This window comes from Streptomyces sp. iso_384 (assembly GCF_056172905.1).
Window position 1 is genome coordinate 7,291,635 of record NZ_JBWBTT010000001.1, and the last position, 24,948, is coordinate 7,316,582.

23 protein-coding genes are annotated in these 24,948 nt (G+C 72.3%); 11 read left to right on the forward strand and 12 right to left on the reverse strand.

The features are described from left to right. Positions 1–56: 56 nt before the first annotated feature. Entirely contained in the window at positions 57–2,060 is a 2,004-nt protein-coding gene (locus tag AC0VY3_RS32770) for a serine/threonine-protein kinase (RefSeq protein WP_475551256.1), read from the forward strand. A 40-nt stretch (positions 2,061–2,100) separates the two neighbouring features. On the opposite strand, the gene AC0VY3_RS32775 is transcribed toward AC0VY3_RS32770, so the two are convergent. Together AC0VY3_RS32775 and AC0VY3_RS32780 are read right to left on the reverse strand one after the other, a co-directional pair. Continuing rightward, positions 2,101–2,589: a hypothetical protein gene (locus AC0VY3_RS32775; RefSeq protein WP_103507993.1), complete on the reverse strand. Its 489-nt coding sequence runs from the start codon at positions 2,587–2,589 to the stop codon at positions 2,101–2,103. Between the two features lie 60 nt (positions 2,590–2,649). Next, positions 2,650–3,099: a VOC family protein gene (locus tag AC0VY3_RS32780; RefSeq protein WP_103507991.1), complete on the reverse strand. Its 450-nt coding sequence runs from the start codon at positions 3,097–3,099 to the stop codon at positions 2,650–2,652. Positions 3,100–3,189: 90 nt separating this feature from the next. On the opposite strand from AC0VY3_RS32780, the gene pip reads away from it, so the two are divergent. Beyond that, complete coding sequence (gene pip, locus AC0VY3_RS32785) at positions 3,190–4,164, forward strand: prolyl aminopeptidase (protein WP_103507990.1); 975 nt, start codon at positions 3,190–3,192, stop codon at positions 4,162–4,164. Between the two features lie 63 nt (positions 4,165–4,227). Here the strand turns inward: pip and AC0VY3_RS32790 are convergent, their stop codons facing one another. Continuing rightward, a complete protein-coding gene (locus tag AC0VY3_RS32790) occupies positions 4,228–5,217 on the reverse strand; it encodes an aldo/keto reductase (protein WP_103507989.1) in 990 nt (329 codons plus the stop codon). A 215-nt stretch (positions 5,218–5,432) separates the two neighbouring features. Then, positions 5,433–6,029, reverse strand: coding sequence for an RNA 2',3'-cyclic phosphodiesterase (gene thpR / locus AC0VY3_RS32795; RefSeq protein WP_475551257.1), 597 nt, complete (start codon positions 6,027–6,029; stop codon positions 5,433–5,435). A gap of 102 nt (positions 6,030–6,131) precedes the next feature. Here thpR and AC0VY3_RS32800 point away from each other — a divergent pair, with 102 nt between their 5' ends. Next, the gene (locus AC0VY3_RS32800; protein ID WP_475551258.1) at positions 6,132–6,716 is read left to right on the forward strand and encodes a Uma2 family endonuclease; all 585 of its coding nucleotides are present in this window, start codon (positions 6,132–6,134) and stop codon (positions 6,714–6,716) included. Between the two features lie 63 nt (positions 6,717–6,779). Here the strand turns inward: AC0VY3_RS32800 and AC0VY3_RS32805 are convergent, their stop codons facing one another. Both AC0VY3_RS32805 and AC0VY3_RS32810 read right to left on the reverse strand, forming a co-directional pair. Then, complete coding sequence (locus tag AC0VY3_RS32805; RefSeq protein WP_103507986.1) at positions 6,780–8,114, reverse strand: MFS transporter; 1,335 nt, start codon at positions 8,112–8,114, stop codon at positions 6,780–6,782. A gap of 137 nt (positions 8,115–8,251) precedes the next feature. After that, positions 8,252–8,692, reverse strand: coding sequence for a MarR family winged helix-turn-helix transcriptional regulator (locus tag AC0VY3_RS32810; protein WP_007452526.1), 441 nt, complete (start codon positions 8,690–8,692; stop codon positions 8,252–8,254). Between the two features lie 134 nt (positions 8,693–8,826). On the opposite strand from AC0VY3_RS32810, the gene AC0VY3_RS32815 reads away from it, so the two are divergent. Continuing rightward, positions 8,827–9,066, forward strand: a complete 240-nt coding sequence (locus AC0VY3_RS32815; RefSeq protein ID WP_475551259.1) for a hypothetical protein — start codon at positions 8,827–8,829, stop codon at positions 9,064–9,066. On the opposite strand, the gene AC0VY3_RS32820 is transcribed toward AC0VY3_RS32815, so the two are convergent. Further along, the gene (locus AC0VY3_RS32820) at positions 9,059–10,513 is read right to left on the reverse strand and encodes an NCS2 family permease (RefSeq protein WP_475551260.1); all 1,455 of its coding nucleotides are present in this window, start codon (positions 10,511–10,513) and stop codon (positions 9,059–9,061) included. The two genes, AC0VY3_RS32815 and AC0VY3_RS32820, sit on opposite strands and share 8 nt — an antisense overlap. 209 nt (positions 10,514–10,722) lie before the next feature. Here AC0VY3_RS32820 and AC0VY3_RS32825 point away from each other — a divergent pair, with 209 nt between their 5' ends. Both AC0VY3_RS32825 and AC0VY3_RS32830 read left to right on the forward strand, forming a co-directional pair. After that, on the forward strand, positions 10,723–11,022 hold the full coding sequence (locus AC0VY3_RS32825) for a DUF2530 domain-containing protein (RefSeq protein ID WP_103507984.1): 300 nt from the start codon (positions 10,723–10,725) through the stop codon (positions 11,020–11,022). Positions 11,023–11,152: 130 nt separating this feature from the next. Then, complete coding sequence (locus AC0VY3_RS32830; RefSeq protein ID WP_103507983.1) at positions 11,153–13,621, forward strand: HAD-IC family P-type ATPase; 2,469 nt, start codon at positions 11,153–11,155, stop codon at positions 13,619–13,621. Positions 13,622–13,686: 65 nt separating this feature from the next. On the opposite strand, the gene AC0VY3_RS32835 is transcribed toward AC0VY3_RS32830, so the two are convergent. The 3 genes from AC0VY3_RS32835 to AC0VY3_RS32845 all read right to left on the reverse strand — a co-directional run bounded on the left by AC0VY3_RS32835 (position 13,687) and on the right by AC0VY3_RS32845 (position 19,268). After that, positions 13,687–14,544, reverse strand: coding sequence for a DUF5707 domain-containing protein (locus tag AC0VY3_RS32835; RefSeq protein WP_475551261.1), 858 nt, complete (start codon positions 14,542–14,544; stop codon positions 13,687–13,689). Positions 14,545–14,721: 177 nt separating this feature from the next. Continuing rightward, positions 14,722–17,931 (reverse strand): sacsin N-terminal ATP-binding-like domain-containing protein, encoded by a 3,210-nt coding sequence (locus tag AC0VY3_RS32840; RefSeq protein WP_475551774.1) that lies wholly within the window; start codon positions 17,929–17,931, stop codon positions 14,722–14,724. Between the two features lie 461 nt (positions 17,932–18,392). Beyond that, positions 18,393–19,268: a DUF3027 domain-containing protein gene (locus AC0VY3_RS32845; RefSeq protein ID WP_181010766.1), complete on the reverse strand. Its 876-nt coding sequence runs from the start codon at positions 19,266–19,268 to the stop codon at positions 18,393–18,395. A gap of 439 nt (positions 19,269–19,707) precedes the next feature. Here AC0VY3_RS32845 and AC0VY3_RS32850 point away from each other — a divergent pair, with 439 nt between their 5' ends. From AC0VY3_RS32850 to AC0VY3_RS32865, 4 genes are all read left to right on the forward strand, one after another. Then, a complete protein-coding gene (locus AC0VY3_RS32850; RefSeq protein WP_103507979.1) occupies positions 19,708–21,147 on the forward strand; it encodes an MFS transporter in 1,440 nt (479 codons plus the stop codon). 27 nt (positions 21,148–21,174) lie between these two features. Next, positions 21,175–21,651 (forward strand): DUF2771 domain-containing protein, encoded by a 477-nt coding sequence (locus AC0VY3_RS32855; RefSeq protein WP_103507978.1) that lies wholly within the window; start codon positions 21,175–21,177, stop codon positions 21,649–21,651. Positions 21,652–21,712: 61 nt separating this feature from the next. Beyond that, on the forward strand, positions 21,713–22,417 hold the full coding sequence (locus AC0VY3_RS32860; protein ID WP_475551262.1) for a futalosine hydrolase: 705 nt from the start codon (positions 21,713–21,715) through the stop codon (positions 22,415–22,417). Then, complete coding sequence (locus AC0VY3_RS32865; protein WP_475551263.1) at positions 22,407–23,279, forward strand: 1,4-dihydroxy-6-naphthoate synthase; 873 nt, start codon at positions 22,407–22,409, stop codon at positions 23,277–23,279. Before AC0VY3_RS32860 ends, AC0VY3_RS32865 begins: the two co-directional genes overlap by 11 nt. Positions 23,280–23,298: 19 nt before the next feature. On the opposite strand, the gene AC0VY3_RS32870 is transcribed toward AC0VY3_RS32865, so the two are convergent. Continuing rightward, on the reverse strand, positions 23,299–23,682 hold the full coding sequence (locus tag AC0VY3_RS32870) for a cold-shock protein (RefSeq protein WP_006126557.1): 384 nt from the start codon (positions 23,680–23,682) through the stop codon (positions 23,299–23,301). Positions 23,683–23,868: 186 nt separating this feature from the next. Between AC0VY3_RS32870 and AC0VY3_RS32875 the strand changes: the two genes are divergently transcribed. After that, on the forward strand, positions 23,869–24,108 hold the full coding sequence (locus AC0VY3_RS32875) for a hypothetical protein (protein WP_475551264.1): 240 nt from the start codon (positions 23,869–23,871) through the stop codon (positions 24,106–24,108). Positions 24,109–24,157: 49 nt separating this feature from the next. On the opposite strand, the gene AC0VY3_RS32880 is transcribed toward AC0VY3_RS32875, so the two are convergent. Continuing rightward, a complete protein-coding gene (locus tag AC0VY3_RS32880) occupies positions 24,158–24,817 on the reverse strand; it encodes an HAD family hydrolase (RefSeq protein ID WP_475551265.1) in 660 nt (219 codons plus the stop codon). Positions 24,818–24,948: the final 131 nt, after the last annotated feature.

Here is a 24,948-nt window from a genome sequence, read left to right on the forward strand (position 1 = left end):
CGCGCATCGAGGTCGCGTCTAATCTGGCGTAATCCATGTAGTGCACAGGGGGTCGTATGCACAGCGAAGACAGGTCCGGGAGAATCGGCGACGCCGTGCCCTCCCCCCGCACCGTGATCGACGGCCGCTACGAGCTGCTGGAGCCGATCGGCAGCGGCGGGATGGGCGAGGTCTGGAAGGCCCACGATCTGCGGCTGCGCCGGTTCGTCGCGGTGAAGGGCCTGCTCGACCGGAACACCATGACCGCGGCGAACCGGTCGGCGGCACTGCAACGGGCCCGGCGCGAGGCGGAGGCCATCGCGAAGATCGAGCACCAGAACGTGGTGACGGTCCACGACCAGGTCGAGACCGAGAACCAGGTCTGGATCGTGATGAAGCTGCTCGAAGCGCCTTCCCTGGGCGACCTGTTGACCGCCCAGCACGTCCTCGCCGTACCGAGGGCCGCGAACATCGGCCTGCAGATCCTCCAGGGCCTGCGGGCGGTCCACGCGGCCTCGGTCGTCCACCGCGACGTGAAGCCGGGCAACGTCCTCGTCCGCGACGACGGCCTCGCGATCCTGGTCGACTTCGGCATCGCCACCTTCGAGGGCGCGGACCGGGTCACCCGGACCGGCAGCGTCATCGGCACACCGCCGTACCTCGCGCCGGAGCTGTTCGCCCCCGCCTCCCCGGGCCCCACCCCGGCCTCCGACCTGTGGGCGCTGGGCGTCACGCTGTACGAGATGGTCGAGGGCCGGGCGCCCTTCGCCGGGCACGAGGTCTGGGAGGTCCAGGAGAACATCCGGCAGTCGCCCGATCCGGTCATCCGGTACGCCGGTCCGCTCGCCCCGGTCGTCCAGGGGCTGTTGATCCCGGACCCCCGGGAGCGGCTGGACGCGGCCACGGCGGAGGCGATGCTCCGCGAGGTGCTCGGCGATCCCGCCGCACCGCACGCGCACCGGGCCGCCTCGGCGACGCACCCGCCGACCGCCATGTCCACACCGAACCCCTCGACGCCGAACCCTTCGACGCCCGCGTCCGGTCCGGCCGCCCCGCCTCCGCCGGCACCGGTGGCGCCCGCGCCGACTCCCGTACCCCAGGCGGCGAGCGGCCGGCGCGCCCGGCACCGTGGCTGGAAGGTGGCCGCCGCGGCGGTGTGCGTGGCGCTGCTGGCCGGTGCGGGCTGGCTGGTCTCGCAGGGCGACGGCGAGAAGGACGGGGGCGGCGACCGGGCGGGCTCGGTGCGGGGCCAGGGCGAGGGCGACGGGGCGGCGGGCAGCGGCTCCCAGGAGCGGTGGAAGGACACCCATCCCACCCTGAAGATCGGCGTCAAGGACGACCAGCCCGGGCTGAGCATCTTCGACAAGAAGTCGCGCACGTACAAGGGTTACGACATCGACCTGGCGTACGCGGTCGCCGAGAGCATGGGCTACGGCAAGGGCGAGGTCGCCTTCACCACGGTCGCCACGGACTACCGGAGCACCGCGCTGAAGACCAAGCAGGTGGACCTGGTCATCGCCTCGTACAGCATCACCGACGACCGCAAGACGGCCGCGCCCGACGGCTACAGCGTCGACTTCGCGGGCCCGTACTACGAGGCGAGCCGGGGCTTCCTGGTCCGCGAGAAGTCGGCCAAGTACACGATCAACGACTCCAGCGACCTGCGGGACCTGGGCGTCGAGGTCTGCACGGCACGGGAGTCGACGTACGAGAAGGCGCTGCCGAAGCAGGGCTTCACCATGGCGAAGTCGCAGCCCAACACCTATCAGGACTGCCTGGACAAGCTGCTGGACCCGAAGTCCGACGTGTACGCGGTGGCCTCGGACGACATCATTCTCGCCGGGTACGTCGAGGCCAACCCGGGCAAGGTGCGGCGGCTGGAGAACATCCAGGGCGCGGAGGGCTACGGCGTGGCGATGCGGCCGAAGACCCCGGTGCTGAAGGGCGAGGTGTGCTCGGCGCTCCGGACGATCCTGGACAGCAGGGTCTGGGAGGACATGTACAAGGAGAACCTGTCCGGCCTGGTGGGCAACGAGAACCCGCCGGGCCTGCCGGACCTGACGGAGTGCGAGGGGTACTGAGACCCGGTCGCCCCCCGGCCCGTGCACGGGCCGGCCCGGCTCACCGCTCCGGGAACCGCTCCCCGCACCGGCTGCAGAAGACCGGTGCGGGGTCCTGCGAAAGGCGCCCGCACTCCGGGCAGACCCGGTCCAGCATGCAGGGCGCGTCGCCGCCCTCGTACGCCCCGCCCGGCGGCTTGATCGCGAGGCCGGGGCGGCGGCGGTGGACGGTGAGATACACCAGCCCGTCCGGTCCGGCGGCCAGCGCACGCCGTGAGGTGCGGGGCAGCCAGAGCGCGGTGCTGGGCGCGAGGTCCAGGACCCGGCCGTCGCCCGCCCTGACGCTGCCCGCGCCCGCCAGGACGACGAGGAGCACGTCGAGCACGTCCTCCTGATGCTCACCGACCTCGGCGTCCGGCGGCAGCCGCACCAGATTGGCGTCCAACTCCCGCCCCGGCTCCGCCAGCTGCCACAGCGCTCCGCGCTCGCCGGGGGCGGCGGAGGCGAGGAGCGTGTCGAGGACGGCGAGGATCCGGGGGTCGGCGTTCACGGCGTCCAGGCTACGCCGCGTCGGCGGGGCGGGCTCGCGGCGGTCGCCGGTCCGGCGCACTCAGCCCTGCGGGGCGGGCGCGCCGGCCGCGGCCACGCAGAACTCGTTGCCCTCCGGGTCGGCCATCACCACATGGTGCTCGTCGACCTCCGCCAGCACGGACCCGCCCGCCGCCACGAGCCGCGCGGCCTCCGCCCGGATCCGGTCCCACCGCTCGGCCGGGGTGCCGTGGCCGTCGATCCGCACATCGATGTGCAGCCGGTTCTTCGCGGTCTTCGGCTCGGGCACCTTGAGGATGGCGAGGTGCGGGCCTACGCCTTCGGGGTCGCAGAGCCAGGCCCCGTCGTCCGCCGTCTCGCCCTCCGGCAGATCGAACTGGGCGAGCCACTCCTCCCGGGTCGCGAACGGCGGCGGTGGTGGCAGGTCCACATAGCCCAGGGCCGACTTCCAGAAGGCGCGCAGAAGTTGGGCGTCGGTGCAGTCCAGGGTCAGATCGATGCGTACAGGCATGGGCGGGACCGTACGGGACTCCTCCGACGACCGCATCCGCGTAACGTGGCCAGCCGCCCACCCGCCCGCCGTACCGAGGGGAACGACGCCGTGCACCGCGAACCGAACGACCTGTACCCGCCGATCGAACCGTACGACAGCGGCATGCTGGACGTCGGCGACGGCAACCTCGTGTACTGGGAGGTGTGCGGCAACCCCGACGGCAAGCCGGCCCTGGTCGTCCACGGCGGTCCCGGCTCCGGCTGCACGCCCCGCGTCCGCCAGTACTTCGACCCGGACCGCTACCGGGTGGTCCTCTTCGACCAGCGGGGCTGCGGCCGCTCGACGCCGCACGCGAGCGACCCGGCGACCGACATGGCGCACAACACGACGGCCCACCTGATCGCCGACATGGAACGCCTGCGGGAACACCTGAACATCGACAACTGGCTGCTGTACGGCGGCTCCTGGGGCTCGACCCTGATCCTGGCGTACGCCGAGGAGCACCCGGGGCGGGTCACGGAGGCGGTGATCCCCTCGGTGACGACGACCCGCCGCAGCGAGATCGACTGGCTCTACCGGGGCGCGGGACAGCTCTTCCCCGAGGCCTGGGACGCCTTCCGCGCGGGCGTCCCCGAGGTGAGCGACCCGGCCGGGCTGGTCGCGGCGTACGCCCGCCGGATGGAGAGCGAGGACGCCGCCGTACGGGAGAAGGCGACGGCCGACTGGTGCGCCTGGGAGGACGCGGTCGTCTCGATGGAGTCGGTCCCGGGCCCGGCTCCGTACAGCGGGCGTCCGGGCCGCGAGCAGCTGGCGCTCGTCCGGATCTGCTCCCACTACTTCGCCCACGGAGCCTGGCTGGAGGAGGGCCGGCTGCTCGCCGAGGCCCACCGCCTGACCGGCATCCCCGGCGTCCTGATCCACGGCCGCTTCGACATCGCCGGCCCCCTGATCACCGCCTGGGAGCTGAACCGCGCCTGGCCGGACGCCGAACTGACGGTCATCGACAACGCGGGCCACATGGGCGGCACGGAGACCCGGCGGGCGGTGCTGGAGGCGCTGGACGGCTTCGCGGCGAGGCGATGACGCAGCGGTGAGGCCCGCCCCCTGCCGGCGCATTCCAGGGGCGGGCCTCAGGCGGTGCGGCTCCTACCAGGCGAAGGCCTCCGGCGACGGCCCCGGGCCCGGGAAGATCTCGTCCAGGCCGGTGAGGACCGCCTCCGGGAGCTCCAGCTCAAGTGCCCGCAGCGCACTGTCCAGCTGCTCGGCGGTGCGCGGGCCGACGATCGGGCCCGTGATGCCGGGACGGGTCAGCAGCCAGGCCAGGGCCGCCTCGCCGGGCTCAAGGCCGTGCTTGTCGAGCAGATCCTCGTAGGCCTGGAGCTGCGCGCGGGTGGCGGGGTCGGCCAGGGCGTCGGCCGCGCGGCCCGCGGCGCGTCGGCCGCCCTCCGTCGTCTTCCTGATCACGCCGCCCAGCAGTCCGCCGTGCAGCGGCGACCAGGGGATGACCCCGAGGCCGTACTCCTGCGCGGCCGGGATGACCTCCATCTCGGCGCGGCGCTCGACGAGGTTGTAGATGCACTGCTCGCTGACCAGGCCGAGCGAACCGCGCCGGGCGGCCTGCTCGTTGGCCTGGGCGATCTTGTAGCCGGAGAAGTTGGAGGACCCGGCGTAGAGGATCTTGCCCTGCTGGACCAGGACGTCGATCGCCTGCCAGATCTCGTCGAAGGGCGTGTTCCGGTCGACGTGGTGGAACTGGTACAGATCGATGTGGTCGGTCTGGAGGCGCTTGAGCGAGGCGTCGACCGCGCGCCGGATGTTCACGGCGGAGAGCTTGTCGTGGTTCGGCCAGGCCTCGCCGTCGGCGCCCATGTTCCCGTACATCTTGGTGGCCAGGACCACCTTGTCGCGCCGGCCGCCGCCCTGGGCGAACCAGGTGCCGAGGATCTCCTCGGTGCGCCCCTTGCTCTCGCCCCAGCCGTAGACGTTGGCCGTGTCGAAGAAGTTCAGGCCCGCGCCGAGCGCGGAGTCCATGATCGCGTGACTGTCCGACTCATTGGTCTGCGGGCCGAAGTTCATCGTCCCGAGGACGAGCCGGCTGACCTTGAGTCCCGTACGTCCGAGCTGTGTGTACTTCATGACGCCCAAGCCAACTCCTTCGAGTCCACTCCAGGCAAGCACGGGCCCCGGACGCGCCGGGCGGCCGGACCGGCGCGGAACGCCGGCCGGCGGCCCGCCGGTCTCAGCCGCCGATGGCGGCCCCCACGGCGACGACGACGAATATCAGCACGAGCACGGCCGCCATGATGCGGTTTCTGGTCTTCGGGTCCACCCTTCGAGCGTAACCGCAACGGTCACCCGCCCAGCGGCCAGGCTCGCACCGTCCCGTAGCGCGGCCGCTCCCCCGGCACCCCGGACACCGGCAGCTCGCTCCGTACGAGACTGATCTCCCCGGCCTCCCAGCGTTCCCCCTCGAACCCCGCCAGCGCCGCGGCGAAGGGCCGCAGGTCGGCGTCACCGCGGCTCCGGGCCAGGGTGAGGTGCGGGGTGTAGCGGCGGTGCTCCTCCATCGGCAGCCCGGCCCGCCGGGCGGCGGCGTCCGCGCGCTCGGCGAGCAGCCGCAGTGTGTCGAGGCCGCCCGCCGCCCCCGCCCAGAGCGCCCGCCCGCCGAAGTGCCCGGCGCCGTGCACCCGGAGCGGGAAGGGCTCGGTGCGGCGCGCGGCCCGCTCCAGCCGCGCCTCCAGCTCCGGCCGTACGTCCTCGGGCACCTCCCCGTAGAACGCCAGCGTGAAGTGCCAGCCCTCGGGGCCCGTCCAGCGCAGGCTCTCCGAGCCCGGCAGGGTGTGGAGCGGCGCGAGTGCCGTACGGAGTCCGGCCACGGCGGACGCGGGCGGCAGGACGGCGGCGAAGAGGCGCTGGGCGGGCGGACGACCGGGATCGCGGCTGCTCATGGGCGCGAGTCTTCCAGGTCCGGGCGTGTCCGGGGCGCCGGGCCTATCGTGGTCCTGCGCGGCTGCCCGCACGCCCGTGCGGCAGCGGGCAGGAGCGGCACGATGACCGTCGTAGACACCGACAGGATCGACATGGCCGACACCAGCGACGAGCGCACTCTGGACGAGATGTTCGAGTGGCTTGAGCCCACCCCCGAGGGATTCAAGGTCGAGATCGTCGAGGGGACCGTCCACATGTCGCCGCAGCGGGACACGCACTGGGAGATCATCCGCAGGATCGTCCGTGCTCTGGAGGACCGGTTCGGAATGGACGTGAGGGCCCTCTCGGACGTACGCATCGACTTCGGCGAAGGCAACGGCTTCGCCCCTGACGTCGTGAAGCTCTTCGACAAGGCGGCGAAGAACAGCCAGGGCCGCTGGCTCCCCGAGCACATCGAGTTCGTCGGCGAGGTCATCTCCAAGGGCACGGCCGCGGCCGACTACGGGCCCAAGAAGGACGCCTACGCGGCCGCCGGCGTCCCTGTGTTCCTCATCGTCGACCCGTACGTGGGTCGCTGCCTCCTCCACTCGGAGCCGAAGGACGGCGGCTATCACAAGAAGGTCGTCGTCGACTTCGGCCTCGACGTCGATCTCACCGACACCGCCGTGGACCTGGTCCTGAAGACCGACACCTTCCCCCGCGACTGACCCGGACACGCGAAAGGCGCCCTCCCCCGATCTCTCCGGGGGGAGGGCGCCTTTCGCGTGCCTCTACGCCGCCGTCGCCAGCTGCTCGCGCGGGACGAAGCGCACGTGCGGGCGGCCCGGGCGGAGGTCGACCTTCAGGCGGAGGCCGCCGACGCGGGCGAGGGCGAAGCCGACGGCCAGGGCGGCGATCACCGAGATCGCGCCGCCGGCCGCGAAGCCGATGCGGGCGCCGTACGTGTCGCTGATCCAGCCGACGATCGGGGCGCCCACCGGCGTACCCCCGGCGAAGACCATCATGTACAGGCTCATCACCCGGCCCCGCATCTCCGGATCGGCGGCCATCTGGACGCTCGTGTTCGCGGTGATGTTCGTCGTCAGGCCGAGCATGCCGATCGGGACCAGCAGGATCGAGAACAGCCAGACCGACGGGGACAGCGAGGCGGCGATCTCCAGCAGGCCGAACGCCGTGCCCGCCGCCACCAGCATCCGCAGCCGCGAGGAGCGGCGGCGGGCCGAGAGCAGTGCGCCGGCCAGCGAACCGGCCGCCATCAGGATGTTGAAGAAGGAGTACATGCCCGCGCCGCCGTCGAAGATCTCGTCGGCGAAGGCGGTCAGCCAGATCGGGAAGTTGAAGCCGAACGTGCCGACGAAGCCGACCAGGACGATCGGCCAGATCAGCTCGGGGCGGCCGCGGACGTACGTCAGGCCCTCGCGGAGCTGGCCCTTGGCGCGGGGCACGGTCACCGAGGCGTGCAGTTCGTTCGTGCGCATCATCAGCAGGCCGATGAGCGGGGCCAGGAAGGAGAGGCCGTTGAGCAGGAACGCCCAGCCGCTGCCGACCGTGGTGATCAGGACGCCCGCGACGGCGGGGCCGATGAGCCGGGCGGACTGGAAGTTCGCCGAGTTCAGGCTGACCGCGTTGCGCAGCTGCGCGGGGCCGACCATCTCGGAGACGAACGACTGGCGGGCCGGGTTGTCGACGACGGTCACCATGCCGAGGAGGAAGGCGACCAGGTAGACGTGCCAGACCTCGACGACCCCGGAGAGGGTCAGGACGGCCAGCGCGATGCCGCACAGGCCGAGCATGGCCTGGCTGACGAGCAGGATCTGCCGCTTCGGGAGGCGGTCGGCGATGACGCCGCCGTACAGGCCGAAGAGCAGCATCGGAAGGAACTGCAGGGCTGTGGTGATGCCTACGGCGGTGGCGGAACCCGTCAGGCTCAGCACGAGCCAGTCCTGCGTGATGCGGGACATCCAGGTACCGGTGTTGGAGATCACGGCGCCCGTGGCGAACAGGCGGTAGTTACGGATCTTCAGCGACGAGAAGGTCCCGCCGGTCTTGCTCTCGTGGGTGGAAGTCGGTGCGGGGGCGGAGTCTGCTCCGGATCCCGTACTCAAAAGAGTTCGCCTCCTCGGGCGTCTGCGGCGTTCGGTCCGACGAGGACGTGACGACGGGCGCTCCGACGGTGGTCCGAGCCGGTCCGGATGCCGTGCTTCCGGTACGGCGGCGGGTCACCGTCGACGCGCCCGTGGGGTCACAGGTGGGCGAGCTTCTCCAAGACGGGCGCGGCGGCCCGAAGCGTCTCCCACTCGTCCTCGTCCAGGCCCTCGGCGAGGTGGGACAGCCAGGCGTTCCGCTTGGTGCGGCTCTCCGCGAGCATGGCCTCGGCCTGCTCGGTCTGGCTGACCCTCTTCTGCCGACGGTCATCGGGGTGCGGTTCCAGCCTGACCAGCCCCTTCGCCTCCAGCAGCGCGACGATGCGGGTCATCGACGGCGGCTGGACGTGCTCCTTGCGGGCCAGCTCACCGGGGGTGGCGGATCCGCAGCGGGCCAGGGTGCCGAGCACCGACATCTCGGTGGGGCTCAGCGACTCGTCGACACGCTGGTGCTTCAGGCGGCGGCCCAGCAGCATCACGGCGGAGCGGAGGGAGCTCACGGCGGCGGCACTGTCGCCGTCGTGGATCAGGTCAGGCATGTTTGTTAGCGTAACTCATTACCCAATCTAAATACCACCCGCTTGAGCCTCCCGTAAATTCCGATCACCCGAACGAGTGAGTTGGAAGCGGAAAGTGACGCAAAGAGCGCTCCGCGGCGGCGACCCTGCTGGACATGGGATCGACAGTGCTCAGCCTGCGGATAGACGGTGAGCTGCTCGACCGGCTCCGGCAGCACGCCGCGAAACGCGGAATGAGCGTCCAGGACTATGTGGTCCGGACGCTCGTCCGCGACGACTTCGACGAACGCTTCAAGGCGGCCGTCGAGGAGACGGAGAAGTTCTACGGCGACTCCAGGGGAGGCGTGACGCCCCCCGTGGACGCCAGGAGGGGCGTGACGCCACCGATCACGTGAGGCCGAGCGCCGGCATCGCGTAGTAGAAGACGAAGACCGCCGACACGACGTACATCGCGATCGGCACCTCGCGGCCGCGGCCGGCCGCCAGGCGCAGCACGGAGAAGGCGACGAAGCCGATACCGATGCCGTTGGTGATCGAGTACGTGAACGGCATCATCACCATGGCGAGGAACGCCGGGACCGCGAGCGTGTAGTCGCTCCAGTCGATGTCCCGCACCGAGCCCGCGATGATCAGGAAGCCGACCGCCAGCAGGGCGGGAGTGGCCGCCTGCGACGGGACCATGGTCGCCAGCGGTGTGAGGAACAGCGCCACCGAGAAGAGCAGACCGGTCACCACGCTCGCCAGTCCGGTGCGGGCGCCCTCGCCGACGCCCGCGGTGGACTCCACGAAGCACGTGGTGGCGGAGGAGGAGCTCGCACCGCCCGCGGCGACCGCGATGCCGTCCACGAACAGCACCTTGTTGATGCCGGGGAAGTTGCCGTCCTGGTCCATCAGCTTCGCCTCGTCGCCGACGCCCAGAATGGTGCCCATCGCGTCGAAGAAGCAGGACAGCAGCACGGTGAAGACGAACAGGACGCCGGTCAGATAGCCGACCTTCCCGAAGCCGCCGAACAGACTGACCTCACCGAGCAGCCCGAAGTCCGGCGCGGAGACCGGGTTGCCCGGCCACGACGGCGTCGTCAGACCCCAGGCGCCCTCGGGCAGCCCGGCCACCGCGTCGATCACCACGGCGACGACCGTCATGGCGACGATCGAGATCAGGATCGCGCCGGGCACCTTGCGCACGATCAGCGCGAGCGTGAGCAGCGCACCCAGCACGAAGATGAGAATCGGCCATCCGGTGAGGTGGCCGTCGCCGCCGAGCTGGAGCGGCACGGTGGTGTGCGCGGCGTCCGGGATGCGCGAGACGAAGCCCGAGTCGACGAGGCCGATCAACAGGATGAAGAGGCCGATTCCGATCGCGATGCCCTTGCGGAGCGAGCGCGGCACGGCGTTCATCACCCGTTCCCGCAGCCCCGTGGCGACCAGCAGCATCACCACGATGCCCGCGAGGACGACCATGCCCATCGCGTCCGGCCAGCTCATCCGGGGAGCGAGCTGGAGCGCGACGACGGTGTTGACGCCGAGGCCGGCGGCGAGCGCGATCGGCACATTGCCGATGACGCCCATCAGCAGCGTGGAGAACGCGGCGGACAGCACCGTGGCGGTGACCAGCTGCCCGTTGTCGAGCTGGTGGCCGTACATGTCCTTCGCGCTGCCCAGGATGATCGGGTTGAGCACGATGATGTACGCCATCGCGAAGAACGTGGCGAAGCCGCCGCGGAACTCACGGGCGACGGTCGACCCCCGCTCGGAGATCCTGAAGAACCGGTCCAGGCTGCCCTGGGGCTGCGGAGCCGACGGGGGCGGGGAGTCGACCGGAGCGGTGGCCGAGGGGGGCATGGGTGACCTCAGTCGTACGTAGGGGAGGTGAGGCAAAGGGCGAGAGGTGATCGAATTTGGATGTTCAGACGAACAATTCGAGCCAGCCCAAAGCAGATTCAGTATGAATACATCAAGCGAAGATCGCTATCTCCGCGCGTAGACCCTTGGGCCGAGCGGCCGCAACCCGCCGATCGAGTGACCCGTGCCGGGCCCCATACACTGAACCCATGGAGAAGTGGACACCGAAGCACGAGGCGCCCGAACCTCTGGAGGGCCCCGTCGTCGCCACCGTCGTCGGCGGCACGATCCTCTGGTTCGTCCTCTTCCTCGCCCAGCTCCCCTTCTACGGCTGGTTCGCCGACCGCGGCCACACCTGGTGGGTGTGGACCCCGCTGGCCGGCGCCGGGCTGGGCCTGATCGGCATCTGGTACGTCCGCGGGCGCGACGCCGCCCTCAAGCGCCACGCGGCCCGGGCCGAGGCCAAGGACGCCGCCGGGGCCGAGGCGGACGAAGCGCTCGGCCGCTGAGCCGACCGGCCCGGACCGGACCGCCCGACTCCGCTTCCGTACGACCACGGGACCGACCTGGTCCTCCCCTGGTCGGATCTTCGACCCCCTCGGTGGGTGATTCGACGCGCACGCCCGTAACGTCGGACCCATGACGCAGCGGGCACTCGATTCCTCCGGGGAGCAGACCCCCGGACCCTCCCGGCCGGCCATGATCGACGCGGGGGCGGAACTCGATCCCGTGCACCCCGTCGAGCTACCGCCACCGGCCCATCGACCGGACGGTCTGAGCACCGCCGAGGTCGCCGAACGGGTCGCGCGCGGTGAGGTCAACGACGTACCCGTACGCTCCTCGCGCTCGGTCACCGAGATCATCCGGGCCAACGTCTTCACCCGGTTCAACCTGATCATCGGCGTGCTCTGGGTGATCATGCTGTTCGTCGCGCCGATCCAGGACAGCCTCTTCGGCTTCGTGATCGTCGCCAACACCGGCATCGGCATCATCCAGGAGTGGCGGGCCAAGAAGACCCTGGACAGCCTCGCGGTGATCGGCGAGGCCAAGCCGACCGTGCGCCGCGACGGGGTCGCCGCCGAGATCTCCACCTCCGAGATCGTCCTCGGCGACCTGGTCGAACTGGGCCCCGGCGACAAGGTGGTCGTGGACGGCACGGTCGCCGAGGCCGACAGCCTGGAGATCGACGAGTCGCTGCTCACCGGCGAGGCCGACCCGGTGATCAAGCGGGCGGGCGACCCGGTGATGTCGGGCAGCTTCGTCGTCGCGGGCGGCGGCGCGTTCACCGCGACCAAGGTGGGCCGCGAGGCGTACGCCGCACAGCTCGCCGAGGAGGCCTCGCGCTTCACGCTGGTCCACTCGGAGCTGCGCAGCGGCATCAGCACGATCCTGAAGTACGTCACCTGGATGATGGTGCCGACGGCGATCGGGCTGATCATCAGCCAGCTGGTCGTGAAGGACAACAACTTCAAGGACTCGGTCGCCCGGACCGTCGGCGGCATCGTCCCGATGATCCCCGAGGGCCTGGTCCTGCTGACCTCCGTCGCCTTCGCCATCGGCGTCGTACGTCTGGGCCGCAAGCAGTGCCTGGTGCAGGAGCTGCCCGCGATCGAGGGCCTCGCCCGGGTCGACGTGGTCTGCCTGGACAAGACGGGCACGCTGACCGAGGGCGGCATGGACGTCACCGAGGTCCGGCCGCTGAACGGGAGCGACGAGGCGTACGTCCAGGAGGTGCTGCGGACGTTCGGCGCATCGGACCCGCGGCCCAACGCCAGCCTCCAGGCCATCATCGACGCGTACCCGCAGGGGGACGGAGCCGCCTGGACGGTCACCGACGCGATGCCGTTCTCCTCCGCCCGCAAGTACAGCGGCGCGGCGTTCACCGAGGCCGACGGAACGGCCTCCGCCTGGCTGCTCGGCGCCCCCGACGTCCTGCTGCCCGAGGGCGACGCGACCCTCACCGAGATCGAGCACCTCAACGAGCAGGGCCTGCGGGTGCTGCTGCTGGCCCGGGCGCAGGGCGAGCTGAACGCGCCCGGTGCGGCCGCCGGAGCCGCCCCCACCGCCCTGGTCGTCCTGGAGCAGCGGCTGCGGCCCGACGCGGGCGACACACTCGCCTACTTCGCCGACCAGAACGTGGCCACCAAGGTCATCTCCGGCGACAACGCGGTCTCGGTCGGCGCGGTCGCCGGGAAGCTGGGCCTCGCGGGCGCCGAGAACACCCTGGACGCCCGCCGGCTGCCCGCCGACCCGGACGCGATGGCCACGGCCATGGAGCGACACGCGGTCTTCGGCCGGGTCACCCCGCAGCAGAAGCGGGACATGGTGGCCGCCCTCCAGTCGCGCGGCCACACGGTCGCGATGACCGGCGACGGCGTCAACGACGTGCTGGCCCTCAAGGACGCCGACATCGGCGTCTCGATGGGTTCGGGCTCGGAGGCGACGCGTGCGGTGGCGCAGATCGTGCTGCTGAACAACAGCTTCGCGACGCTGCCCTCGGTGGTCGCCGAGGGCCGCCGGGTGATCGGCAACATCACCCGGGTCGCCACCCTCTTCCTCACCAAGACGGTCTACTCGGTGCTGCTGGCGATCCTGGTGGTCTGCACCCAGGTGGAGTATCCGTTCCTGCCGAGGCATCTGACCCTGCTGTCCACGCTGACCATCGGCGTCCCGGCGTTCTTCCTGGCGCTCGCGCCCAACAAGGAGCGCGCCCAGCCCCACTTCGTCCGCAGGGTGATGCGGTACGCGATCCCCTCGGGCGTCATCGCGGCGGCGTCCACCTTCGCGACGTACCTGGTGGCGCGGCACCACTACAGCGGCGAGGGCGCGCTGGAGGCCGAGACGAGCGCGGCGACGCTGACGCTGTTCCTGGTCTCGATGTGGGTCCTGGCGATCATCGCCCGCCCGTACACCTGGTGGCGCATCGGCCTGGTCGCGGCGATGGGGCTCGGCTTCCTGATCGTGCTCGTGGTGCCGTGGCTCCAGGACTTCTTCGCGCTGAAGCTGGTCGGCACGACGATGCCGTGGGCGGCGGTCGGCATCGCGGTGGCGGCGGCCGCGCTGCTGGAGTTCACCTGGCGCTGGGTGGGCCGGCGCTTCGGGGCGTAGGACGCGGACAGGCGGAAGCCCCCGGGAGGACGGTGCGCCTCCCGGGGGCTTCAATGTGCCGGGTGCTACTTCACGTCGAGGTAGTCGCCCTTGGCCGAGACGGCCGGGGTGCTCGGGGTGCCGGCGAAGCTGTAACGCCAGTAGCCGTCGGCCGAGGCCTTGACGGTGGTCTTCAGGGTGCCGGTGGAGCTGGTCTTGACGGTCTTGACCGTCGTGTAGCTCTTGGCGCCCTTCTTCTTGAACTGGAGCTTCACGGACTGCTTGCTGTAGCCCTTGTACGTGCCGGTGTCCCAGTTGGCGCGGGTCAGCTTGCCGGTGACCGTGATGGTCTTGCCCTTCTTCACGGGCTCCGGGGAGGCGTTCACGGTCAGCTTGGAGAAGCGCTGGACGCGGACCTTGGAGACCGCGTCACGCTCCACCTCCTGGCCGTCGTTGGCGCCGGCCGCCGCACCGACGCGCCACCAGGTCGCGTCCGAGTTGAGCATCAGACCCGGGGTGAGGGTGATGGTGCCCTTGCAGGTCGTGGTGGTCGCGCCGGCCGCCTTGCACGAGATCGACTTCTCGTTCGGGCCGAAGCCGAAGCTGTTCTCGTCGTCGACGGACGAGCCGATCCAGATGAACGCGGCGGCGCCGGCGATGCCGGAGTCGTCGGTGGCCGTCACGGTGTAGGGCACCGTGACCTTCGACTTGGTGCCGACGACGATCGGCTTGCCGCCGTTGACGACCGCCGAGGTGATCTTGGCGTCGCCGGCCTTCGTGGCGGCGAACGCGCGCTTCGACTTCTCCCCGGCCGAGGGCTGGGTGGCGGTGAAGCCGCGGTCCAGGTTCCACGAACGGCCGTCATCGGCCTGCGCGGCCGGTACTGCGAGAGCGGAAAGGGCCAGGGCGCCGGAAACGGCGGCCACGGTGGCACGAATACGCATGTGTCCCCAAGTGGAGAAGGGGTCCCGGGGCGCGCTTGTGTCGTCAGCCCGGCGGGGCCCATCTGGTCCATGAGCCTCTTGGCTCAATGGAACAGACAGGCGAACCAGGTGAACGGTTGTGCGGATCTGTGACCTTTCTGTGAAGTCGCAGTTCACGCCCCGATGGGGCCCCGCCCCTCAGTCGAACCAACGGTCCCGGGCCAGCTCCTCCGTCCGGGACGGGTCCTCCAGCAGGGCCGCGACCTCGAAGCGCCGGGGCCACTGGCCCGCCGCCCACGCGAGCCCGGCCGCCACGCCCTCCAGGGTCGCGGCGTGGACGACACCGTCCGGGGTGCGCCGCCAGTCCAGTTCGACGCCGCCCGCGCGGAGTTCGGGGTGCTCGATGTACGTGTCCGGGGTGCCGGCGCCGAGCAGGACGCGGACCGGCTCCGGTACGCGGTGCTCCTCGCCCTCGCTCGTCACGCCCGCCTCGATCGTCTCGCCGAGGCGGCGCACCTGGAGCAGATCGGCCAGCTCGGCGGCGCGCGAAGGAGCCACCGGAAGCAGGGGCAGACCCGCCGTCAGCGGCAGCACGTCCGGGGCGTCCGCGATCGCGGCGTCCGCCGCGTCGGCCACCGTCACCTCCCCGTCCACCACCGCGCGCAGCTCGTCCGGCAACGTCACCTGGTCCGGGTCGAGTTCGGCGAGGGCCGTGTAGAGCGCGTGCAGCTGTACGGGGGTGACGGGGCGGTCCTCGTCGGCGAGCCGGCCCAGCAGTTCGGCCGCGCCGCCCGGCTCGTCCAGGAGCGCGGCCACCGAGGTGCGCACCCCGAGGGCCCGCAGCACCTCGGCGTCGTCGAAGCCGGTGGCGTCCACCGCGTCGTAGAGCCCGGTCAGCCGGGGGTCGCCGCCCGCGGCGCGGAGACCGGCGGGGCGGCGGCCGTCCAACACCGGGTGGTCGCGCAGCCACCACGCGGTGTACGGGCGCACGGACTGCGTCGTCCCGTCCGGCAGCAGCACCCGCACCGGCTGCGTCAGCGCGTCGCGCAGCGGCGGCCGGGCCAGCATCGCGAGCGCCTGCGGCCAGGCGTCGTCGTCGACCAGGTCGAGATCCCGTACGGCGACGATCTCGGTGGCGACCGGTGGCACGGGCGTCTCGGGCAGCTGGTCGAGCAGGTCCTCGCACCAGACGTCGACGGCGTCCAGCAGCCCGGCGTCGTCCGGTTCGGCGAAGTCGCTGTCGCGGGGCTCCAGTTCGTCCGGGTCCAGGACGACATCGGTGGCCCGTACGAGCGCGAAGGTGGCGAGCACCCCGCAGGCGGTGAGCGGGCCTTCGCCCCAGCGGTCGGCCAGCTCCTGGTCGACGAGCGCGAGTTCCCCTTCCCGCATGACCTGGGCGAACGGGCTTGCGGGGAGGACCAGTTCACCGGCGGGGGCGGGCTCACCCTCCTCGTCGGGGAGGGCGAGCGCGCCGAGCCACGGTTCGTCGCCGGGGGCCAGCTCGGCGTCCCGGACGAGGGTGAGCACGGTCTCGGCCAGCTCGTCGCCGTCGAGCGCGTCCTCGTCCCAGATCTCCCCCGCGTCCAGCGAACCGGCGACGGCCGCCCGTACCTGCGGGGTCGTCAGCACGGCGCGGGGCGTGGCCGGCAGCGCGCCGAGCTTCTCCAGCAGCGGGTGCGCGGCGTCCGGGTGGGCGACCTTCAGACCGAGCCGGGAGAGCCGGGCGAGGACCGGGCCGGTGAGCCCGTCCGGAAGCGGCAGCAGGATCTGCCGCGGCCCGATCGCGGTGCGCGGCGGGCGGCCCGCCCGCTCCTCGTCCGGGTCGCCCGCGAGCGGCACCGGCAGGCCGGTGAGCCGGTCGGGGTCGGTGCCCGCGAGGCTGTCGTAGAGCCGGTACCACCAGGCGGGGTCGCGCTCCAGACCGGCGAGCCGGTCGATGGCCTCGGTCAGCGGTACGCGGGCGACGCCGAGGCTACGCAGTTCGGTGCGGCGCTCAAGCCCGGCGGGCAGCAGACAGGGCAGCACCTCGGCGAGCACCGTCACGGTCCCGGCCCCGACGCCCTCGACGATCTCGGCCTCGACGGGCCGCAGGGCGGAGGTGCTCTCCGTACGCTCCTGGTCCCGGTCCCGGTCCCAGTCGTCCGCCCAGCTCTGCTCCGCCTCGGGGTCCCGGGGCGCGGCGGGCTCCAGGAACGCGACGCGCGGCAGCCGGGCGAGGATCGCCCCGCGCAGGGCCCCGTCCAGCGCCCCCTTGCCCAGCTGGCCCGGCACCAGGTCGATGGTCCCGGTCGACACCGGCCGCCAGGCGCCCAGCAGCTCCGCGTACGCGTCCGCCGCCCGCTCCACCAGGAAGTCGGTCAGCGGCCCCGGCGCGGGGTGCCTGCGGGCGGTGTCCAGCGGGAGCGAGGCGATGAGCAGGGCGGGGATGCCGAGCGGTTCGTCGGTGGGGGTCGGGGCGTGCACGACCGGTGCCGTACGGGGGTGGAGCGGGGCGCCGGACTCGTCGACCGGCACCGCCCAGGTCACCGACCAGTGCGGACGCAGCCGCTCCTCGACCGGGCGGTCGGCGAGCAGGGCGGGCTCGACGGGCCCGTGGCGAAGGACGGTACGCCAGCGGTTCAGGCCGCGCGCGGAGTCGTCGACGTGCGTGTACGGGCCGTGCTGCGACCGGCTCAGGGTCCGCGTGCCGTCCGGGGTCTCGATGACGACCTCGTCCAGGCCGGGCAGCGTGAGCAGCAGCGCGTCGTCCACGGCGGCCAGCAGCCGGGCCACCAGGTCCTCGGCGGTCCCGTCGCGCAGCGGCAGCACGACGACGGTGTCGTACCCCTCGGGTGCGGAGCCCTCGGCGGGCAGCGGCAGGCGCAGCAGCGGTACGTGTCCGTCGCGGCGGCGCAGCTCGTCCCCGAGGCCGGGGGATCCCACGGCCGCCTGGCGGGCCAGCTCGCGGGCCTCGGCCAGGGACCAGCGGACACCGCCGTGCCGGCCGAGCACCGCGGGTTCGTCGCTGACCGCGAGGACCGCGGCGAACCCGACGCCGAAGCGGCCCACCGCGGACTCGTGGCCCTCGCGCTTGGCGGAGGCCCGCAGGGTGCTCAGGGACTCCACGCCGGTGGCGTCGAGCGGCGCGCCGGTGTTCGCGGCGGCCAGCACGCAGCGGGCGTCCGGGTCGCCGGGGGCGGCGGGGTGCAGGGTGAGGCGGAGCCGGCCGGGGGTCTCGGCGCGGGCGGCGGCGTCGGCGGCGTTCTGGGCCAGCTCGACGACGAGGCGGTCGCGGTAGCCGCCGAGCGCGAGGTCCTCCTCGGCGTTGGCGTCCTCCCGGAACCGGGCGGGCCCGGCGCCCCACGCGTCGAGCACGCCGCGCCGCAGCCGTGCCGTCCCGAACGGATCGGCCCCCTCGGTCGCCTTCATGCTCACGCTCTCGACTCCGTCCGCGTTGTGGGTGGCCCGCGTATGCCTGCGGCCCAGTGTGCGCCCGAAGGTACCGCGCCCGCCGCCCCGGCGTCCCAGGCCGCCAAGCCCGTCCGGCGTTTGAGGACGGAACCGTCGACGTCAGGTCCGATGCCACCGCAGGGCCCTGCGCACCAGGTGCCTGTTCAGATGGCCGCTACCCAGGCCAAGGGTTCCGTCCTCAAACGCCGGACGGGCTGAGTAGGGCACCCCAAGCCCGTCCGGCGATTGAGGACGGAACCGTGGCCGTGATCCGGGGTGCGGCTACCCGTGCCCGGGCTCTCGGGGCCCTGTTCTGCCGACCGCTCACCTGCGCAAGGGTTCCGTCCTCGAACGCCGGACGGGCTGGGCAGGCGCCCGGACGGGCCGGATGCGGGAAATCAAGCCCGTCCGGCGATCGGGGACACCGGATGCGCGGGCGCTCAGGAGTGGCCCAGGTCCTCCGACTCGCCGTCCGTCTCGGCGGGCACGGAGCCCTCGCCCCGCTCCGGCCGCAGCGAATACGCGTCCACCCGCATCGTGTCCATCGCATGCGGCGCCGGCTTCGGCGGGGACGGCATCACCGCGGCCTCCGAGTGCCCGCCGCACCCGTACGCCAGCGACACCACATGCCCGTCCGCCGGACCGAACTCGTTCGCGCACACCCCGAAGGCCTGCTTCAGCGAGCCCGCCATCGGGAGCAGGAACGCACAGCTGACACAGGTCGCCGGAGCCGCCTGGGCCATCGGCGTCTTCGGGCCGAACGCCTCGTCCCAGCGGTCGGCCGCCGCGTACAGCCCGTACCGCGACAGCACCCGCGCCCGGCGCGTACCCAGCTCCTCGGCCACCGCGGCGATGGAACCCCGGCTGGTCGCGGCCACCGGCCGGTCGGTCAGCTCGGCGTCCTCGGAGTCGACCAGCTCCGCCAGCTCCTCGGAGACCGCGGAGTTCGGCGGCGGCTCGTCCTCACCGGTCCAGCCGGGCTCCAGGCGCAGGTCCTCCGCCTCGGTGGGCAGCAGATCGCCGGGGCCCATGTCGCCGGGGCGCAGCCGCTCGCTCCACGGCACCCACTCCGGCGCCAGAAGCGCGTCGGCCCCCGGCAGCAGCACCGTTTCGTCCAGGGTGACGTTCTTCGCGCGGGAGGCCCGCGCCACCGTCACCGCCCAGCGCCAGCCCCGGTAGCCGGGCTCCTTCGCCTCGAAGTAGTGCGTGACGACCCGGTCCCCCTCGGAGACCACGCCGGCATGTTCACCGACCACACCTGGCGCGGCGGCCTCCTCGGCGGCAGCGCGCGCGAGGTCCACCGCCTCGGCACACAGGCGGTCGGGAACGGGGGTCCGGGCCGTACGGCTTCGCGTCGTCGTCGCAGCACTCACAGGTCTTCGCTTCTCTCCATACGCCAGTCTCACGAGCGCGCCAGCTGCAGCACGATTGCCGTTTCGGCCAGACAGGTGCGGGCGGAGCGGACCTGGGGGCCGCGTCGACGTCCACACCCGTTGTGCCTGCCTCGGGCGCGCCTTCTGCCACCCATTCTGCGGGATCGCCGAGAGGCGCGCGGCCAAGAACAACCGCCGGTGGCGCGTTACGCACGCTACCCTCTCCGCCGCTCCGCGCCCACCTGCCCGCCCCAAACGTGCCGTATCCGTTCCGGTCCGTTCCGGCGGACGCCGGTATCGACAGCGCGTCCAACAGGGCGTCACACGCGCGTCCGCACGCGATCACCGTTCATACCGGCCAGGGTTGGGGCACTATGACGGGGTGACTGCCGCCAGGTCGCACGACGGTCCCGGCCCGCTCCGCAGGGCGGGACGGGCGACGGGCCGTGCCCTGCGCGCCCCGTTCACCGGTACGGCGCGCGGTATCCGCAAGGCCACCCACGCCCACGGCGCGGGCGAATCCGGCCTCGGCAAACTGATCGAGCTGCACGCGGTGAACGGCGCGGGCGACGTCATGATCACCGTCGCGCTCGCCTCCACGGTCTTCTTCTCGGTGCCGACGGACGAGGCGCGGGGCCGGGTGGCCCTCTACCTCGCCATCACCATGGCCCCCTTCACCCTGCTCGCCCCGGTGATCGGCCCGCTCCTGGACCGGCTGCCGCACGGCCGCCGCGCCGCGATGGCGGGCGCGATGCTGGCCCGCGCGCTGCTGGCGATCACCATGTCGGGCGCGGTCGCCACGGGGGGTCTGGAGCTGTATCCGGCCGCGCTGGGCGTCCTGGTCTCGTCGAAGGCGTACGGCGTGGTGCGCAGCGCGGTCGTGCCACGTCTGCTGCCACCGAAGTTCTCCCTGGTGAAGGCCAATTCCCGGGTCACCCTGGCGGGGCTGCTGGCCACCGGGGTGGCGGCCCCGATCGGGGCCGGCCTCCAGACCATCGGCTCCCCCTGGCCGCTCTACGGCGCCTGCGCGATCTTCGTCGCGGGCACCTTCCTCGCCTTCACCCTGCCGCCCAAGGTCGACTCCGCGAAGGGCGAGCGCCGGGCGCGGCTGATCGACCCGCACCACGGCGAGGAGTCCGTACCGCGCCCCGCTCCCGGCAAGGGCAGCACCCGGGCCGGCCTCCGCAGGGGCGGCAACGGGGAGAAACCGGCCAAGGAGCGGCCGCCGGGTCTGCGGTCCGTCGGCGGGTCCGTCCTGCACGGGCTCCAGGCCAACGCCGCGCACCGGGCCCTCTCCGGCTTCCTCATCTTCTTCCTGGCGTTCCTGCTGCGCGAGCACCCGCTGGCCGGGCAGAGCGCGGCGGTCTCGCTCGGCATCGTCGGCGTGGCGGCCGGGGTCGGCAACGCCTGCGGTACGGCGGTGGGCTCCTGGCTCCGGGCGCGCGGCCCCGAGATCATCATCGCGACGGTGCTGGGGCTCGCGCTCGGCGTGGCGATCCTGGCCGCCGTGTTCTTCTCGACCCTGCTGGTCGCCGCGCTCGGCGCGGTCGCCGGCTTCACCCAGGCCCTCTCCAAGCTGTCACTCGACGCGATGATCCAGCGGGACGTGCCCGAGGAGGTCCGTACCTCCGCGTTCGCCCGGTCCGAGACCTTGCTCCAGATGGCGTGGGTGGTCGGCGGCGGTATCGGCATCGCGCTGCCGCTCAACGCGGTGGTCGGTATGTCGGTGGCCGCGGGCATCCTCGCGCTCGGCGCGGCCACCTCCGTACGGGGCCTCCTGGGGGCCGCGCGGCGCGGCACGCCGCACCCCCGCGTGGCGTGAGCGGAGGCGACCGATAGCCTTCGGCCCATGACCGTTGCGTTCTTCTCCGGTAAGGGCCGTCGAATCGGCGTCGCTCTTGGTGCCGTGTCCGCGGGACTCCTTGTCCTGTCCGCCTGCGACAAGCCGACGCCGCTCGCCACCGTGACGGTCGGCAGTGACTCGGTGAACACCGAGGCCGCCTGCTACAACGACGGCGATGCGATCAAGGAGTCCCTGATCCAGGGCTGCCTGAACAAGAAGGCCGACAAGACCATCAAGGTCTCCATGGACGACCAGGTCCGCTTCGGCGTCGACCCGGAGATCGCCGAGAACGGCTGGACGCTCTTCATCAACGGCCAGCAGGCCGAGCAGGAGCCGTTCAAGAAGACCTACCGGACGATCCCCGGCAACGCCTTCTTCGCCAGCCAGACCGGCCAGCCGGCCGACAAGACGAACATCTCCATCGTGGAGACCAAGGGCAAGAAGCTCACGGGCATCTGGCAGTTCGAGTTCAAGAAGGACTGACCCGGCCGCCCGGAGAGCACTTCCCCTGTTCTTCCCCCGTCCTCGACCCGAGGCTGAATCCGTGCGTGTGCTCGTCGTGACCGCTGTCCCGGTGGAACGGGACGCGGTCACGCGTGCGTTCGGGGGCGCCCCGCAGACCGTGGCGGTGCCGGGGGCGGAGCTGCACCGCAGCGGGGCGTTCGACGTCCTGGCCGGCGGTGCGGGCCCGGCCGCCGCCGCCGCGGCCACCGCGTTCGCCCTGGCCGCCGGGGCGTCGGCCCCCGTGCCGTACGGTCTCGTCGTCTCGGCCGGGATCGGCGGCGCGTTCACCCCGCTGACGCCGCTCGGCTCGCTGGTCGTGGCGAGCGACATCGTCGCCGCCGACCTGGGCGCCGACACGCCCGACGGCTTTCTGCCGGTCACCGCGCTCGGCTTCGGCCGGGACCGGTTCGCCCCGCCGCCCGCCCTCGTACGGCGTGTGGCGGCCACCGCCGGCGCCGGCGCCGGCCCCGTCCTCACCGTCTCCACCGTGACCGGCACCGCCGAACGCGCCGCCGGCCTGCTCGCCGCGCACCCGGGGGCGCTGGCCGAGGCGATGGAGGGCTTCGGGGTCGCGGAGGCCGCCGCCCGGGCCGGTGTGCCCGTACTGGAACTGCGGGCCGTCTCGAACGCCGTCGGACCCCGCGACCGCGACGCCTGGCGCATCGGCGACGCGCTGGCGGCGCTCACGGACGCGTTCGGGAAGACGGCACCCGTACTGGAAGGTTGGAACCGGCATGACCACTGAAGCGAACCCGGGCCCGGCCGGCGAAGCGATCGAGATCGCCTTCTCGCCCTGCCCCAACGACACCTTCGTCTTCGACGCCTGGGTGCACGGCAGGGTCCCCGGCGCGCCCGCGCCCGAGGTGACCTTCGCCGACATCGACATCACCAACGGCATGGCCGAGCGCGGTGAGCTGGACGTCCTGAAGGTCTCCTACGCCGTGCTGCCGTGGGTCCTCGACGACTACGCCCTGCTGCCGTGCGGCGGGGCGCTGGGCCGGGGCTGCGGTCCGCTGGTCCTCACCAAGGAGCTGGGCCTCGACCTGACCGGCCGGACGGTCGCCGTGCCGAGCGAGCGCTCGACGGCGTACCTGCTGTTCCGGCTCTGGGCGGCGGACATGGTGCCGGGCGGTGTCGGCGAGGTCGTCGTGATGCCGTTCGACGAGATCATGCCCGCCGTACGGGACGGCAAGGTGGACGCCGGTCTGGTCATCCACGAGGCCCGTTTCACGTACCGGAACTTCGGTCTGCACAACCTCGCCGACATGGGCCGGCACTGGGAGGACACCACGGGCCTCCCGATCCCCCTCGGCGCGATCATCGCCAAGCGTTCGCTCGGCGAGGAGGCCCTGCGCCGGCTGGCCGACACGATCCGCAGCTCGGTCCGCCTCGCCTGGGACCACCCGGAGGTCTCCCGGCCGTACGTCCTGGAGCACGCCCAGGAGATGGACCCGGCCGTCGCGGACCAGCACATCGGGCTGTACGTGAACGAGTTCACCGCCGACCTCGGCGAGGACGGCTACGCGGCGGTCCGCGGCCTGCTGACCCGCGCGGCGGCCGAGGGGCTCGTACCGCCCCTCGGCCCGGACGCGCTGGCGTTCCCCTGAGCCCGCCGACCGCTTCGGGTCAGACGTCGAGCTGGTCGGCGACCGCCCTCAGCAGGCCCGCGATCTTCGCTCCGGCGGCCTTGTCGGGGTAGCGGCCCCGCTCCAGCTGCGGCGTGATGTTCTCCAGGACCGTCGTCAGGTCCTGCACGATCGACGCCAGCTCGTCCGGCTTGCGGCGCTGTGCGGCCGCGACGGACGGGGTGGGGTCGAGGACCACCACGGAAAGGGCCTGGTCGCCGCGCTGGCCCGCGACCACGCCGAATTCCACGCGCTGGCCGGGCTTGAGCGCGTCGACTCCGGCAGGGAGTACCGACGAGTGGACGAAGACGTCGCCGCCGTCGTCGCGGGAGAGAAAGCCGAAGCCCTTCTCGCTGTTGAACCACTTGACCTTGCCGGTGGGCACGTCTGTCCTCGTCCTCGTACTCGTCGGTGTGCGGAAGAGCCGGTCCCCCTCGGGCACCAGGGGAAACGGCTCCGGATAGCAGTACAGCGGGTCACCGTGACCCGCCCGGTCCCAGGCTAATGGCCCTACGGCCGGTGACAAGACGTCGCCGGAGAGTTCCTCCGGGCTGGGAACTACCCTGGTCGCGTGAGTACTACTCCTTCAGGCGCAGGTGACCGGCTTGTTCAGGTCGGCGCGATCGTCTTTTTCGTCGGCGCACTGGCCACGCTGGTCACGGTGGCTCCGCTGTTCCTGGGCACGGACCCGTTCCCTCCGGTCGCCTACGCCGTCTGCATGTTGATGGGCGTCGGGTTCCTGATCGCCGGGGCCGGCGTCGTCCGCTCGGCCTGGGCCAACTCTCCGAAACGGGCCGCGAACCGCCTCTGACGATCTTGGCCCGTTCCCGCCCCTGACGTACGCCGTCAGGTCCGCCGGCCTACGCCGTGCGGTCCGCGTCGAAGGCGGCGAGCCAGGCCGGGAAGCCCGTCAGATCCGGCAGGACCACGTCCGCGCCCGCCGTCCGCAGCTCCGCCACGTCGCACGGGCCCGTCGTCACCGCGACCGACAGCGCGTCGGCCGCCCGCGCCCCGCGCACGTCGCCGGTGTGGTCGCCGACGTACACCTGCGCGCCGTTCTCGCGCAGCGCCTCACCCTTGGCCTCCGCCCACAGCCAGCCGACGACCGCGTCCGGCTCGATGCCGAGGTGGTCCAGGTGCAGCTTCGCGTTCGGCTCGTACTTCGCCGTGACGACGATCGCCCGGCCGCCGAGCGCCCGCACCGCGGCCACCGACTCCCGCGCTCCGGCGAGGGCCGTGGACGGGGCTATCGCGTGGTCGGGGTAGATCTCCCGGTAGCGGTCCGCGGCCGCGTCCACCTGGTCGGCCGGGAACCAGTGCGCCAGCTCCGTCTCCAGCGGCGGCCCGATCCGGCTCACCACCAGGTCCACGTCGATGGGCACGCCCGTCTCGGCGGACAGCGCCCGGTAGGTCGCGGCGATGCCGGGGCCGGAGTCGATGAGCGTCATGTCGAGGTCGAAGCCGACCGTCAGGGGGCGCCGGTGCGGGTGCTGGACGGAGTGCGGAGCGGTGGACGTCATGCCTGCCATTGTGCCGACCTGCCGGGGCCGGGCCCGGGGCGGTCCGGAAGCCCCCGTCGGACCGGAAATCCCGCCGCCTAGACTGAGGCCCGTACTTAGCCAAGCCTTACCAGCCCCGGCCCGGTCACCCT